This window comes from Flavobacterium sp. UBA4197 (genome assembly GCF_002379575.1).
Lineage (GTDB): Bacteria > Bacteroidota > Bacteroidia > Flavobacteriales > Flavobacteriaceae > Flavobacterium > Flavobacterium inviolabile.
Window position 1 is genome coordinate 72,659 of sequence record NZ_DFUB01000026.1, and the last position, 14,017, is coordinate 86,675.

General features: G+C 40.8%; 14 protein-coding genes. 9 read left to right on the forward strand and 5 right to left on the reverse strand.

Annotated elements, in window-relative coordinates; translation table 11 throughout:
* The first annotated feature begins 96 nt into the window (after nt 1–96).
* The gene (locus B3394_RS14520) at nt 97–846 is read left to right on the forward strand and encodes a DUF3298 and DUF4163 domain-containing protein (protein ID WP_286925945.1); all 750 of its coding nucleotides are present in this window, start codon (nt 97–99) and stop codon (nt 844–846) included.
* Here B3394_RS14520 and B3394_RS14525 read toward each other — a convergent pair.
* Nucleotides 839–1,294 (reverse strand): DinB family protein, encoded by a 456-nt coding sequence (locus B3394_RS14525; protein WP_273245970.1) that lies wholly within the window; start codon nt 1,292–1,294, stop codon nt 839–841. The genes B3394_RS14520 and B3394_RS14525 overlap by 8 nt on opposite strands.
* 139 nt (nt 1,295–1,433) lie before the next feature.
* On the opposite strand from B3394_RS14525, the gene B3394_RS14530 reads away from it, so the two are divergent.
* The 6 genes from B3394_RS14530 (at nt 1,434) to B3394_RS14555 (ending at nt 6,126) form a co-directional block, all read left to right on the forward strand.
* Nucleotides 1,434–1,784: an arsenate reductase family protein gene (locus B3394_RS14530; protein ID WP_286925947.1), complete on the forward strand. Its 351-nt coding sequence runs from the start codon at nt 1,434–1,436 to the stop codon at nt 1,782–1,784.
* The gene (locus B3394_RS14535; RefSeq protein ID WP_286925949.1) at nt 1,785–2,711 is read left to right on the forward strand and encodes a DMT family transporter; all 927 of its coding nucleotides are present in this window, start codon (nt 1,785–1,787) and stop codon (nt 2,709–2,711) included.
* A 54-nt stretch (nt 2,712–2,765) separates the two neighbouring features.
* On the forward strand, nt 2,766–3,626 hold the full coding sequence (locus tag B3394_RS14540; protein ID WP_177731105.1) for a YicC/YloC family endoribonuclease: 861 nt from the start codon (nt 2,766–2,768) through the stop codon (nt 3,624–3,626).
* Between the two features lie 26 nt (nt 3,627–3,652).
* A complete protein-coding gene (gene gmk, locus B3394_RS14545) occupies nt 3,653–4,225 on the forward strand; it encodes a guanylate kinase (RefSeq protein WP_273245966.1) in 573 nt (190 codons plus the stop codon).
* A 43-nt stretch (nt 4,226–4,268) separates the two neighbouring features.
* On the forward strand, nt 4,269–4,850 hold the full coding sequence (nadD, locus tag B3394_RS14550) for a nicotinate (nicotinamide) nucleotide adenylyltransferase (protein ID WP_286925950.1): 582 nt from the start codon (nt 4,269–4,271) through the stop codon (nt 4,848–4,850).
* Nucleotides 4,851–4,965: 115 nt separating this feature from the next.
* Complete coding sequence (locus B3394_RS14555) at nt 4,966–6,126, forward strand: iron-containing alcohol dehydrogenase (protein ID WP_286925952.1); 1,161 nt, start codon at nt 4,966–4,968, stop codon at nt 6,124–6,126.
* Nucleotides 6,127–6,222: 96 nt separating this feature from the next.
* Here the strand turns inward: B3394_RS14555 and B3394_RS14560 are convergent, their stop codons facing one another.
* Nucleotides 6,223–7,104 (reverse strand): nicotinic acid mononucleotide adenyltransferase, encoded by an 882-nt coding sequence (locus B3394_RS14560; RefSeq protein ID WP_177731097.1) that lies wholly within the window; start codon nt 7,102–7,104, stop codon nt 6,223–6,225.
* Between the two features lie 159 nt (nt 7,105–7,263).
* Here B3394_RS14560 and B3394_RS14565 point away from each other — a divergent pair, with 159 nt between their 5' ends.
* Both B3394_RS14565 and B3394_RS14570 read left to right on the forward strand, forming a co-directional pair.
* Nucleotides 7,264–8,259, forward strand: a complete 996-nt coding sequence (locus tag B3394_RS14565; protein WP_177731095.1) for an NAD(P)H-dependent glycerol-3-phosphate dehydrogenase — start codon at nt 7,264–7,266, stop codon at nt 8,257–8,259.
* Between the two features lie 223 nt (nt 8,260–8,482).
* Nucleotides 8,483–9,460: a TerC/Alx family metal homeostasis membrane protein gene (locus B3394_RS14570; protein ID WP_177731093.1), complete on the forward strand. Its 978-nt coding sequence runs from the start codon at nt 8,483–8,485 to the stop codon at nt 9,458–9,460.
* A gap of 58 nt (nt 9,461–9,518) precedes the next feature.
* On the opposite strand, the gene B3394_RS14575 is transcribed toward B3394_RS14570, so the two are convergent.
* The 3 genes from B3394_RS14575 to pheS all read right to left on the reverse strand — a co-directional run bounded on the left by B3394_RS14575 (nt 9,519) and on the right by pheS (nt 13,928).
* The gene (locus tag B3394_RS14575; protein ID WP_286925957.1) at nt 9,519–12,335 is read right to left on the reverse strand and encodes a GH92 family glycosyl hydrolase; all 2,817 of its coding nucleotides are present in this window, start codon (nt 12,333–12,335) and stop codon (nt 9,519–9,521) included.
* Nucleotides 12,336–12,403: 68 nt separating this feature from the next.
* Entirely contained in the window at nt 12,404–12,811 is a 408-nt protein-coding gene (locus B3394_RS14580; RefSeq protein ID WP_273245961.1) for a hypothetical protein, read from the reverse strand.
* 97 nt (nt 12,812–12,908) lie between these two features.
* Nucleotides 12,909–13,928 carry a phenylalanine--tRNA ligase subunit alpha gene (gene pheS / locus B3394_RS14585; RefSeq protein WP_177736166.1) on the reverse strand — a complete coding sequence of 340 codons (1,020 nt, stop codon included), beginning with the start codon at nt 13,926–13,928 and terminating at the stop codon, nt 12,909–12,911.
* Nucleotides 13,929–14,017: the final 89 nt, after the last annotated feature.

Sequence of the window (14,017 nt, forward strand, 5' to 3'; positions counted from 1 at the left end):
TCTTTATTTACCAAATAAACTAAGCAAATTTACCCTTTATTTTCTGTTGACAATATAGAAAATTGTACCTTTATGAATTATTAACACATTTTTACCATGAAACATATCGCTTATTTTCTTCTAATCGGACTTTTAACAGTCAGCTGCCAAAAAAAAGAAATACAATTCGAGAATATCGTATATGAAAAACAGAGTAAAACACCTTGTGATTCCTCCTGTACTCAGGTAAAAATCAATGTTCCTATAGCCGAAAACAGTCCTGTAGTTGAGGACAGCATCAACAATGCCGTATTCAATACGGTACGGGAGATTATCTATTTTGGCGAAAAACCATACAATGCTTCCAACTACACCCAGCTGATGGATTTATTCATCAAATCGTATACGGATGTGACCACCCAATTCCCGGATGACCACATGCCGGTATGGGAAGCCAGTATTGACGGACAAATAGCCTATCATTCGGACAAGGTTATCAACATCACTTTAAAACATTACACCTTTACCGGCGGTGCCCACGGATATAGCGGTTTACGCTCCATTCTTGTTCATGCCGAAACCGGAAAGACCATTACAGAAAAAGACTTTTTAAAAGATAAAAAAGGACTAACCGCTTTTGCAGAGAAAAAGTTCCGCGAGAAATTCAAAATACCGGCAAACAAACCTATTAACGAAGGCGGACTGATGTTTGAAGACGAGGTTTTTCAATTGCCGCAAACGTATGTTTTCTCCGATAAAGGCCTGATCCTTTACTACAACACTTACGAAATCGCTCCTTATGTTGACGGCCCGCGGGAACTGCTCTTATCCTATGATGAGCTGGAACCTTATCTGATCCTTAAATAAACTTGCGGATGCTCATGATAATACCCGTATGAATACCTTCATGGTAATTATTGAATTCAATCGCTTCTGCAGCGTTTTTAATCACAAAACCTGACATCGTTTTAAATTCGGTATACTCCTGAAACAGCCCGGTATTATAATCCTTTTCGGTGGTATCGATAGTGGTGTGCAGCAGTTTTTTAACCGCTTCCACTTCTGCCGCAGTAACATCTGCTTCCGGTTTTGTGCCGCGTTTGTATTTTTCCACCATTTCATCCGATACCTGCATCTGCAATCCGGATAATTTATATACCAGCATTTGCTGTACCACCACAATATGGGCAATATTCCAGATCAGGTTATTACTAAATCCGGCCGGTACTTTATTGAGTTGTTCCAGAGAATGGCTTTCCAAAACAGCTAAAAGTTTATCCCTGCTGTTTCTTGAAATATCAAAACTTGTTTTCATACTTTTCTTTTCCGCTAATGTAGTCAAAAGATAAATTCAAAAAAGAGCCGGTTTCTCCAGAAACTAAAAATGAATCCGATTCGCTTATATTCGTTAAGTTTCTTACTATTTTTGCAGCAACATTTTTTTGACAATTATCATGAGAAAAATATACCATTTAAAAACCTGCGATACCTGCAAACGCATTTTAAAATCCCTTCCAAATCTGGACACTTTCGAATTACAGGACATTAAAGAAGCTCCTATGACGGTAAAACAACTGGAAGAAATCCATACCATTACCGGTAATTATGAAGTGCTTTTCAGCAAAAGAGCCAAACTGTATAAAGAAATGGGTTTAAAAGATGAAGTCCTGACAGAGGCCGATTACAAACGGTATATTTTAGAGCATTATACTTTTTTAAGCCGTCCGGTTATTCTTATTGACGGAAAAGCTTTTGTGGGAAACAGCCCTAAAGTGGTTGCCGCAGCTATTGCATTCCTGGGCTAAATGAGCAAACGTACTTATGCCTTGATGGCTGCCTGGACGGTAGCGATCATTTATGGGGTGACCTTTACGATTGCCAAGGATGTCATGCCTGCTTATGTGGATGCTTTCGGTTTTATTTTTATGCGCGTAGGCGGTTCAACCTTATTGTTCTGGCTGGCTTCGATAGGAATTAACCGGCTCAACCCTGCCAAAAAACAAAAAATCGACAAAAAGGATTTCTTCCGGATTATTGCTGCCGCCTTTTTTGGCGTGGCGTTTAACATGCTTACTTTTTTTAAGGGATTAAGCTATACTTCTCCCATTATGGGTGCCGTTTTAATGGTCACCACGCCCATGATCGTTCTGGTTTTGTCGGCTATTATTATGCGGGAACGCATGCAGCGGCAAAAAGTAGCCGGTATTTTCCTGGGACTTGCCGGAACGGTACTTTTGATTCTTTACGGAAAGTCGATGATTAACGCCCCAAATGCCGCCCTGGGTAACTTTTTAGTCTTTGTAAATGCCGTTTCTTATGGTTTTTACCTTATCCTGGTTAAAAAATTAATGGACAAATACAGTCCGTACACCTTTGTGAAATGGATTTATCTTTTTGGTTTTATAATGGTAATTCCTTTCGGATGGGAGGAGTTCCAGCAAATCGAATGGCACAGTATGCCGCTTAGCGTCTATTGGAAAATCGGTTTTGTGATTGTGGTTTCCACCTTCCTGACGTATTTACTCAACTTGCTATCCATGAAAGAGTTAAAACCCACAACCGTTGCGGTTTTTATTTACCTGCAGCCTTTTTTCGCTTCCATTTTTGCAATAAGCCTGGGCAAAGACGAGTTGAGCTGGGTAAAAATAGGCTCCTCCCTTTTAATCTTTTTAGGCGTTTATCTGGTTACGCAGAAAAAGGAGAAACAAGCTGACAAAAAAGGGATTACTTAACTTTTTTAACATACTGAACTCTTTTTAGTACATTTGTAGCTATTACATTTTTATATGATACAATCGATGACTGGTTTCGGCAAGGCTTCTTTGCAATTGCCAACCAAAAAAATTACTATAGAAATTAAGTCTTTAAACAGTAAAGGGCTCGACCTTAACGTTCGTATGCCTTCTGTTTTTCGCGAAATGGAATTGGGACTTCGCAATCAGATTGCACAACAGCTGGAACGCGGAAAAGTTGATTTCTCCCTATACATTGAAGTTACCGGAGAAGAAACGTCAACAAAAGTTAACGCCCCGATTGTAAAAGCGTATATGAATCAGATGCGCGATATCCTTCCGGATGCCGACATTACCGAATTGATGAAAATGGCGGTTCGGATGCCGGATGCCTTAAAAACAGAACGGGATGAAATTGACGAAAACGAATGGAAACACATCCAGAATGTGGTAACGGAAGCATTGGTTAACATCAATAATTTCCGAAAAGATGAAGGCGCTTCACTGGAAAAAGAATTCCGTTTGAGAATTGCCAACATCCGCAGTTTTATGGAGCAGGCACTGGTTTTAGATCCGGAAAGAATCCAGGCAATCAAAGAACGTTTGCAGCATGCTATTTCGGAATTGCAGGTCAATGTTGACGAAAACCGATTTGAGCAGGAGCTTATATATTATCTTGAAAAATTAGATGTCACGGAAGAAAAAGTCCGCCTGACCAACCATCTGGATTATTTCCTGGAAACCCTTTCCGGGCAGGAAGCAAACGGTAGAAAACTGGGATTCATCACTCAGGAAATGGGACGTGAAATCAACACTATGGGTTCCAAATCGAATCATGCCGGAATGCAGAAACTGGTCGTTCAGATGAAAGACGAATTAGAAAAAATTAAAGAACAGGTTTTAAATGTTTTATAACAGCTAAAACTTCACAATACAACAGCATGAATACAGGAGGAAAACTAATTGTTTTTTCAGCACCGTCCGGTTCCGGAAAAACAACAATTGTAAGACACTTATTGGGCAAAGAAGATCTGAACCTTGAATTTTCAATTTCGGCTACTTCCCGCGCCCCAAGAGGTGAAGAAATAAACGGAACCGATTATTATTTCATTTCGCTGGAAAGCTTCAAACAACACATTAAAGCCGAAGATTTTTTAGAGTGGGAAGAAGTTTACCGCGATAATTTTTACGGTACTTTAAAAACCGAAGTGGAACGCATCTGGGCCAAAGGCAAAAATGTTATTTTCGACATTGACGTTGCCGGCGGATTGCGTATCAAGAAAAAGTTTCCAGACGAAACCTTAGCGGTTTTTGTGAAACCTCCGAGTATTGACGAATTAAAGATCCGTTTGAAAAAACGTTCTACCGAAAGTGAAGACAAGATCAACATGCGTATCGCCAAGGCATCTGTTGAGCTGGCTACAGCGCCGCAGTTTGACAAAATCATAAAAAACTATGATCTGGACACTGCCAAACAGGAAGCATACGAACTGGTTAGAGATTTTGTAAAATAGTTTCCCTTTATTATCGGAATACATTCATAAAATAACGCTGCAAATGAAAATAGGGCTTTATTTCGGAACGTTCAACCCCATCCATATCGGCCACCTGATTATTGCCAATCACATGGCAGAAAATACCGATATGGATCAGATCTGGATGATTGTAACACCACACAATCCCCACAAAAAGAAAAACACCTTACTGGACGATCACCATCGGCTGCAAATGGTCTTTTTAGCAACATCCGAATATCCCAAAATAAAGCCTTCCGACATTGAGTTTAAGCTCTCTCAGCCCAATTATACGGTTAATACGCTGGCACATTTGCAGGAAAAATATCCGCAGCACGAATTTTCACTGATTATGGGTGAAGACAATCTGAATTCGCTGCACAAATGGAAAAACTATGAAGTGATCCTGAACAATCACAACATTTATGTCTATCCGAGAATTTCGTCCGAAATTGTTTCCGGCGAGTTCATCAATCACCCGAAAATCCACAGAGTCGGTGCTCCGGTCATTGAGCTTTCCTCTACCTTTATCCGGGAGAACATCAAAAAAGGAAAAAACATTACCCCCATGCTGCCCGGCAAGGTTTGGGAGTATATCGACCACAATATTTTCTATAAAAAATAACCTTTACACGCTGACAATCAGCGTTATTTTTTTATTTTCTATTAACATAGTTTTAAAAGTGATTGGAATAATCTTCCCTAAATTTGAACTGTAAATAATTCAAATCAAAATCGCTATGTTAAATTTTGAACTATATAATCCTACCAATTTAGTCTTTGGAAAAGGACAAACTGAAAAATTAGCCCAGCTGGTTCCGCAAAACAGTAAAATATTACTGGCTTACGGTGGTGGCAGCATTTTCAAAAACGGTGTTTACGATCAGGTAAAAACGGCTTTAAGCGGTTTTGAAATCGTAGAATTCGGAGGTATTGAACCAAATCCCCGTTATGAAACATTAATGAAAGCTGTTGCGGTTATTAAAGAGCAGAAGCTGGATTTTATCCTGGCTGTTGGCGGCGGATCTGTGATTGACGGTGTTAAATTCATTTCGGCAGCCGTTAACTTCGAAGGCAATCCTATGGAAATTCTTCACAAAAGACTTTTAATCAAGGAAAACGCCATGCCGTTTGGAACGGTATTGACCTTACCGGCAACAGGAAGCGAAATGAATTCCGGAGCCGTTATCACGATCAATGAAACACAGGAAAAACTGTCGTTTGGCGGTTCGGCACTGTTTCCGAAATTTTCCATCTGTGATCCTACCGTTATTGCTTCTTTACCGAAAAGACAATTGCAGAACGGAGTGATTGATGCCTATACCCACGTGATGGAGCAATACCTTACCTATCCTCATGATGCGCTTTTACAGGACCGCATTGCCGAAGGTATCCTGCAGACTTTAATTGAAATTGGTCCGGGTGTGGCGGACAATCCGACAGATTACAAACTGGCTTCCAATTTTATGTGGAGCTGTACGATGGCTTTAAACGGTCTGATCCAGAAAGGTGTTCCAACCGACTGGGCCACACACATGATCGGACATGAGTTAACCGCTTTATACGAAATTGACCATGCCAGAACACTGGCCATCATTGGCCCGAATCTGTACCGTGCCTTATTTGAAACCAAAAAAGAAAAATTAGCACAGTACGGCGAACGCATCTGGAATGTTACCGGTACTACCGTTGAAGAAAAAGCCTTACAGGCAATTGAAAAAACAGTTCAGTTTTTCCATATAATGGGTATGGAAACCAAGATTTCCAATTATACCCCGGATTATAAAAAAACAGCCGATTTTATTGTGGAACGTTTTGACCAGAGAGGCTGGAAAGCCATGGGAGAACGCCAGAACATCACTTTAGATAAAGTCCGCGAAATTGTGGAAATGAGCTACTAAAGCTTTTTTATAACACGACTTAAAAACGAAAGGCGCTCCTGAATTATATTCAGAGCGCCTTTCTTCACCAAAAACAAAAAATAGTAACTATTTTAATTAACTTAACTTGAGGTCCTGCTGCTTCACTCTCTTCATCCCGCCTTCTTTCAGGTATTGAATAAATCCTCTTCCCTGAAATTCATAAGTAGTACCGGATGCCTGGTGAAACAATCGAATCCTGCTGTCATTAATAACGGTCAATCTAAAGCCTTCATTGCCCCAGAAATCATAATCTAATGTTAAAATTTTCTGATACGGGTTACCGGGCACTTGCTGAATCCCGTAAAGCCCTGTAAAATCCCAATAGATATTATTAACCGGAGTACCGGGAGCATCCTGTGAAGAACGGAAATTATTCCCGCCGGATAAAAACTGTACGAAGTTTTCGTGGTCAAAATCGTTCAGCGCCCCTACGTTACTGGTATATACTTTTTCCCAGGCTTTATATTCCTGCAGGAAATAGGTAATATTATCATAAAACAAACGGTTGTAATCAAAGCTGTTGCGCTGATAGCCTACCAGATAATAGGATGTATTCAGGTTGCGGTTGTACAGCCGGATTTCATTGGCACTCAAACGGGTAACCTCTAAGTTATACTGTCCGTAAACGTTGTGAAAGAAACGCACTTCACCCGGATAAAAATCATAATATCCCACATTGATACCAAAGCCGTTTCCGGTGGAACCGATCCCCACAAGGTTATTGTTTGCAAACAGGGTTCCGTTTACCAGCGAAAGGGTAAACGCTCTTGATAAAAAAGGAATATCACCGGGGCCTGTTGTTCTTTCATAATCCACATACCACAATTCATATCGCTGCATTAACTGCGGTAAAGTCGCACCGTCATCTACATAATCATCACCATATTCTGCCACTGTACAAGATGAAAATGTGAGCGGTATCATTAGCAGGGCTAAGAGTAATTTTATCGTTTTCATAAGTCTCCTTTTTTAATTTAAGTAACGATATCCAATTTGCGTGCCACTTTTTTGGTTTTGATTTTTTTAGCTTTCTCTTTCCGTTCTGATTTCTTTACAATCGATACTTTGTTGTTCCTATGTTTTTAAGTACATTTGGATTCACAAACAAAAATGATAATGAGTGACAATCCGAAATTTGCAGTAATAGGCGGGGGAAGTTGGGCTACGGCCATTGCAAAGATGTTGTGCGTAAATCTTTCAGAAATAGCCTGGTACATGAGAAGTACCTATGCTATTGAACATATCAAACAAAACAGACACAATCCGAATTACTTGAGTTCCGTTGAATTCGATACCAATAAACTAATCTTAACAGACGATATTAACGAGGCGGTTGCCTATGCCGATTATGTGATTTTTGCCATTCCATCGGCTTTTTTGAGCGGTGAACTGGAAAAACTAACGGTTAGCCTGCAGGATAAAGTTATTTTTTCGGCCATTAAAGGTATCGTACCGGAAACGAGTTTAATCGTTGGCGAACACTTTCACAGTGTGTACGATATTCCTTATGATAATATTGGCGTTATTACCGGTCCCTGCCATGCAGAAGAAGTGGCATTGGAGCGTCTTTCCTATTTAACGATTGCCTGCGGAGATACCAAAACGGCAAAAGTAATGGCTAAAAACCTGAACAGCCATTATATCAAAACTAAAATTTCTGATGATATTGTCGGTACGGAATATGCCGCAATGCTTAAAAATATCTATTCTATCGCTGCCGGTATTGCACATGGTCTGGGCTATGGCGATAATTTCCAGGCGTTACTGATGAGCAACGCTATCCGCGAGATGAAGAAATTCATCAAGAAGGTTCACAAAATGAAACGCAACATCAACGATTCTGCTTACCTGGGTGACTTGCTGGTTACCGGTTATTCCGTTTTCTCGCGTAACAGAATGTTTGGGAACATGATCGGGAAAGGCTATACTGTAAAATCTGCCCAGATGGAAATGAGCATGGTAGCCGAAGGCTATTATGCCACTAAAAGCGCGTATAAGCTGAATGAGGAATATAAGGCCAAAACCCCAATAATAGATGCGGTTTACGACATTTTATATGAAGGAAAAGAGCCTAAAAAAGTATTTAAAAAGCTAACGGAAAAATTAGATTAATTTTTTTCATTTTTCACGTTACCGGAGATTTTACCGTTTCCGGACCCCAAAAAAGAATTTAAAACACTGGATTACAATGTATTAAATTCTTTTTTTTTGTGCTGTACTTTTTTGACAGCCTCATCAAAACAGCACTACAAAATACTGATTACAAGATATTTACAATCTTTTCCCTTGGAGAAAAAAAGAAGTTTTATTTTCGCACAAAATTAAAGACAACATTATGGACCACTTAATTAACCATCCGGGAATTCTTACCGCCTTTTCGATTATTATCCTTGTAATGCTCTTACTTGACCTGGGCGTTTTTAACAAAAACAGCCATGTGGTTTCTAACAGAGAGGCTTTAGCATGGTCCATCGTATGGATTTCACTCGCGATGGGATTCAGTGGGGTCATTTATTACTATATGGGATTGGAGCAGTTTACCCAGTTCCAGTCGGCATACTGGATTGAAAAAGCGCTTTCGGTGGACAACCTCTTTGTATTCATACTCGTTTTCGGATTTTTTAATGTTCCCAAAGAACTGCATCACAAAGTACTGTTTTGGGGGATTATCGGGGCATTGGTTTTCCGTGCTATCTTTATCTTCACCGGTGTGGAGCTGATCAACATGACGTATTTACCGGAAATGATCCTTTTCGGACATGCGGCAAAAATTAATGTTATCCTGACCGTTTTTGGTATTTTCCTTATTTATGCGGGAATCAAATCCTGGTTTGCAGAAGACAGTGACGACGGTGATAAAGATTTTACCAAAAGTCCGGGTGCAAGACTGATACACCGCTTTTTTAAAGTAAGCGAAAACTATGACGGCGATAAATTCTTTACCGTTAAAAACGGTATTAAAATGGCAACGCCTTTACTGGTTGTTGTGGCTGTTATTGAGTTTACCGACCTGATTTTTGCCGTGGACAGTATTCCGGCCATTTTTGCCATTGCGCCAAACGATCCGTTTATCCTTTACACGTCGAACATATTCGCTATTTTAGGCCTTAGAGCGCTTTATTTTCTTTTAGCCAACTTCATGTATATGTTTAGCCGTTTGAAGTACGGATTAGCGATTATATTGAGTTTTATCGGTATCAAGATGCTTATCGCTCCGATCTTTCACATATCGTCACCGGTATCCCTGCTCATTGTGGGCAGTATTTTGATTCTTTCGGTAATTGCATCGCTCTTATTCCCGGTCAAAGAATAACCGCCTATAAAAAAAGCAAGTCCGTTTAAGACTTGCTTTTTTTTTACCCTAAGGCTGATTATTGTATTTGTATTTCATCAATAAAAATATAGGCATCCCCTCCGGCTCCCTGATGCCATTCCGGCAGTTTACCATAATTGTAGGCGATGATTTTCACATAGCGGGCTTTTGCCTGTTTTGTGTTCGCTTTAAAAGGAATGATCGTATTGTCGGTTACTTTTGGATTTAACGTATTTTCAACCGTTGCCGCCAGTTTAAAGTTTACATTATCGTCCGATAAATAGAATTCCACTTTAACAGGCATTACAATCCAGGCGCGGCTGTCCTGCAGAAAACGGGCGGTTATTGCAGAAACCGGTCTTTGTTTTTTCAAATCGATAACCGCTTCAAAATCCTGTCCCTGATATCCCTGCCAGTCGCCTTTTCGCCAGTTTTCAGTTCCTAAAATCCCATCGATCAGTCCTTCCGGTCCGCCGGCATGGTATTGCGGATTGTATTTTGATGTAAGGGCTATTGTCCAATTGTTGTCTTTTTTAAAATAGGAAGCGGTCACTACATTGCTTTTTTGTCCTTTAATTTCTGCATAGGCTTTGATCACCGCCGATTTTTCAATGACAAACGGTTTTGTGTAAACACTAAAGCCTGTACCCGGCTTAGAACTGTCGGAATAATATATTTTAGCATCTTTACTGCCTGCGGTTATGGCAATCGTGAGTTTGTCTTTAAAGGCCTTACCTTCTGCCTCAATTGCCGGAACCGGAACAATTTTATCTTTCGGATTTAAGTTCAGCACCACAATTTCCTTGTTTAGTCCTATGTTTTTTAATGTTTCCGCCGGAGTATCCTTCGTAATTGTTTTGGACGTTCCGTCTTCAAAATTAATTTTGATTTTGTCAAAATACGGCCTGGTCGTACTCCACAAAGGCATTCCCGGTGTTACCGCATAAATTCCCATACTGCTCAGCACATACCACGCACTCATTTGTCCGCAGTCTTCATTCCCGATCAGTCCGTCCGGTGTGTTCTTATAAAATTCATCCAGGATGTAGTGTACTTTTTGCTGTGTCTTTTCCGGTTTGCCAATGTAGTTATACAGATAGGCCATGTGGTGACTCGGTTCGTTTCCGTGTGCATACTGCCCGATAAGCCCGGTAATATCGGCCTGTTCTCTTCCGGTAGTTGCTGACGGAGCGGTAAACATTTCATCGAGTTTGGCTTCAAATTTTTCTTTTCCGCCATAAGCTTCAATCATACCGCTGATGTCCTGAGGCACAAAAAAGGAGTACTGCCAGCTATTGCCTTCGGTAAAATTGTTATTCACTTCCCTCGGGTCAAACGGTTTGTCCCAGCCGCCATTTTTCTTCGGACGCATAAATCCTGTCTGGCTGTCAAAAATATTTTTCCAGTTTTGGGAACGTTTCATAAAATACCGGTAGTCATCCGGTTTGTTCAGCTGCATGGCCATTTGGGCAATACACCAGTCGTCGTAGGCATACTCCAGTGTTTTGGAAACGCTTTCGTGTTCGTCATCTATACTGATAAATCCGTTTTTCTTGTAGGCATCCAGTCCTAAATGGTCGAGCATCGCGCTGTGTTTTGCCGCTTCAAAGGCTTTGTTGTAATCAAAACCGCTTATTCCTTTTGCCATCGCATCGGCAATTACCGAAACGGAATGGTATCCGATCATACAGTCGGTTTCATTGGAAGCAAGTTCCCAAACCGGCAGCCGTCCGCCCTGTTCATATTGTTTCAGGAACGTATTGATATAATCGGAGGTTCTTTTTTTATCGATCAGGGTATACAACGGATGCGCTCCGCGGAAGGTATCCCAAAGGGAGAAAACGGTATAATAGTCGAAGCCGTCGGCTTTATGGATTTTATTGTCACGTCCGCGGTACATGCCGTCCACGTCCATCGCAATGTTGGGCTGCATCATCGTGTGGTACAATGCCGTATAGAAAATGGTTTGTTTTTCCTTGTCGGAAGTACTTATTTCAATCCGGGACAGTTCTTTATTCCAGAGCTGTTCTGCCTGTTTTTTTACTTTCCCGAAATCCCAGTCCGGAATTTCTGCCGTCATGTTTTTGGCAGCACCTTCGTAGCTTGTGGGCGAAAGCGCCACTTTTACCAATATTTTTTCTCCTTTTTTAACGTCTTTACTAAAGCTGATCGCCAGTTGGCTTCCGGCGAAAAAGGTATCGGTAATTTTTGCCGGAGCAAAGGCATTGTTGCGGACTTTGGTAATCTGCATCGGCTGGCTGAATTCAATACGCGCAAAAACATATTGGTCTGTCGCCCAGGCTTCGCTTCTTCGCAAAACCTCAACCGTATGGCTGTTGATGATCCGGACATCACCCATCAGCAGTTTGTCGCGGTGATTCAGGTCCAGGATAACATTGGCTTTACCGGCCTGATTGAAGGTGTATTCATGGAAACCGACTCTAGTCGCAGCGGTCAGGCTCACATTGATGTTGTGTTTGTCTAATTTTACGGCATAAAAACCGGCAGTTGCTTTTTCGTTTTTATGTGAAAATGCCGACGCATAATCTTTGTTTTCCAAAGCCGGTTCGCCCATCGTAGGCATCAGCATGATATCGCCAAAATCGGACACTCCGGTACCGTTAAGGTGGGTATGCGAAAAGCCGTAGATCACCGGATCGGAATAATGATAACCGCCGCAGCCGTCCCAGCTTCCGTCAATACGGGTATCGGGTGATAGCTGCACCATTCCGAACGGAACAGTTGCTCCGGGAAAGGAATGTCCGTGCCCGCCGGTTCCTATAAACGGATTCACATACTGTGCGTAATCGTTTTTCTGAGAAAAAGTGGTAAGCGTTTGTAGTAAAAAGAGGAAAAGTAAAGCGTGCTTTTTCATTATAATGGTGCTGTAAAATTTCTATAAAGTTGTGAAATTTTCCTGAACAGACCAATTATAAAAACAATTTACTTCCCTAAAATCCCTTGTTTTGTCAACACCGGCAATTCCGTTAAAGCACTTTTATCGATGGTATTGGCTCTAAAAACGTAGTTTTTATCGTAAAGTGTACCTCCGATAAAGAAGGTAAGCATGAATTCATTGTTGAGCTGCAAAACGTTGTTTTCCAGCAATTCTATTTTTACAGCCGAGTTGGGCAATACTTCCTTAAAAGCATGGCGAAACGTTCCTGTTTTTCGTTCTTCCCCATCGATCAGCCCGTATGCTTTGGAAACAACTATTGCCATTTCTAAAGTTGCCTCACCGTCATTGATTAAATAGGCATACCAGGAATTTTCCATAAAGTCGTCATTCCACTCCTGAATAGCGGCTACATAAACGTTTTCTACTTTTGGGATTGTGATGTCTTTTTTCATTGCAAGGATACTATAAAAGGCTTCTGAGCGTCAGAAGAACGTGAATAAAAAATAAAACGAACAGCCCGCAATACAGGCTGTTCGTCATTATGGTGTTTTAAATACTGGATTTAAACTGCTCCAAGAATCGTACGTCATTTTCATAGAACATACGAATATCTCCGATTTGGTATAACAACATGGCAATACGTTCTATTCCCATACCGAAAGCAAATCCGTTATATTTATCGGCATCGATGCCGCAATTTTTCAATACGTTAGGGTCTACCATTCCGCAGCCCATAATTTCCAGCCATCCGGTTCCTTTTGTAATACGGTAATCGGTTTCCGTTTTCAGTCCCCAGTAAATATCCACCTCAGCACTTGGCTCGGTAAACGGGAAATACGACGGACGCAAACGGATCTTTGATTTTCCGAACATCTCTTTTGTGAAATACAGCAAGGTTTGCTTTAAATCGGCAAAAGATACATTCTGGTCAATATACAATCCTTCCACCTGGTGAAAAATACAGTGGGAACGGGAGGAAACCGCTTCATTACGGAAAACTCTTCCCGGTGAAATCGTACGGATCGGCGGTTTGTTTTCTTCCATATAACGTACCTGAACAGATGAGGTGTGCGTGCGCAGCAAAATATCAGGGTTTGTCTGGATAAAGAAGGTATCCTGCATGTCTCTTGCCGGATGGTATTCCGGAAGGTTCAATGCGGTAAAGTTATGCCAGTCGTCTTCAATTTCCGGTCCTTCGGAAACATTGAATCCGATATTGGAGAAAATATCAACGATTTGATTTTTTACAATTGAAATAGGGTGACGCGATCCGATAACCAAAGGTTCTCCCGGACGTGATAAATCCCCATACATTCCTTTTGCTTCTTCTTTACTTTCCAAAGCGTCCTGAATGGATTTTACTTTATCCTCTGCAGTAGTCTTTAATAAGTTGATCACCTGTCCAAATTCTTTTTTCTGGTCGTTTGGCACGTTTTTGAATTCCGCAAATAAATCTTTAAGAAGTCCTTTGCTTCCTAAAAATTTGATTCGAAATGTTTCGAGGGTTTCTTTATTATCTGTAGTAAAAGCCTGCGCTTCGCCTATGTATTCTTTTATCTTATCAATCATCGGTCTTTCAATAAAGGGCAAATTTACGGATTTTGAAATCAGATTCCACAGCTTTTCGCATATAAATTTCTTTTCAAAAGGTCCGTTCT

Bases quoted from the DNA above. Each gene is read 5' to 3' on its own strand.
- B3394_RS14520 (WP_286925945.1), top strand. From the start codon at position 97: ATGAAACATATCGCTTATTTTCTTCTAATCGGACTTTTAACAGTCAGC.
- B3394_RS14525 (WP_273245970.1), bottom strand. From the start codon at position 1,294: ATGAAAACAAGTTTTGATATTTCAAGAAACAGCAGGGATAAACTTTTA.
- B3394_RS14530 (WP_286925947.1), top strand. From the start codon at position 1,434: ATGAGAAAAATATACCATTTAAAAACCTGCGATACCTGCAAACGCATT.
- B3394_RS14535 (WP_286925949.1), top strand. From the start codon at position 1,785: ATGAGCAAACGTACTTATGCCTTGATGGCTGCCTGGACGGTAGCGATC.
- B3394_RS14540 (WP_177731105.1), top strand. From the start codon at position 2,766: ATGATACAATCGATGACTGGTTTCGGCAAGGCTTCTTTGCAATTGCCA.
- gmk (WP_273245966.1), top strand. From the start codon at position 3,653: ATGAATACAGGAGGAAAACTAATTGTTTTTTCAGCACCGTCCGGTTCC.
- nadD (WP_286925950.1), top strand. From the start codon at position 4,269: ATGAAAATAGGGCTTTATTTCGGAACGTTCAACCCCATCCATATCGGC.
- B3394_RS14555 (WP_286925952.1), top strand. From the start codon at position 4,966: ATGTTAAATTTTGAACTATATAATCCTACCAATTTAGTCTTTGGAAAA.
- B3394_RS14560 (WP_177731097.1), bottom strand. From the start codon at position 7,104: ATGAAAACGATAAAATTACTCTTAGCCCTGCTAATGATACCGCTCACA.
- B3394_RS14565 (WP_177731095.1), top strand. From the start codon at position 7,264: ATGAGTGACAATCCGAAATTTGCAGTAATAGGCGGGGGAAGTTGGGCT.
- B3394_RS14570 (WP_177731093.1), top strand. From the start codon at position 8,483: ATGGACCACTTAATTAACCATCCGGGAATTCTTACCGCCTTTTCGATT.
- B3394_RS14575 (WP_286925957.1), bottom strand. From the start codon at position 12,335: ATGAAAAAGCACGCTTTACTTTTCCTCTTTTTACTACAAACGCTTACC.
- B3394_RS14580 (WP_273245961.1), bottom strand. From the start codon at position 12,811: ATGAAAAAAGACATCACAATCCCAAAAGTAGAAAACGTTTATGTAGCC.
- pheS (WP_177736166.1), bottom strand. From the start codon at position 13,928: ATGATTGATAAGATAAAAGAATACATAGGCGAAGCGCAGGCTTTTACT.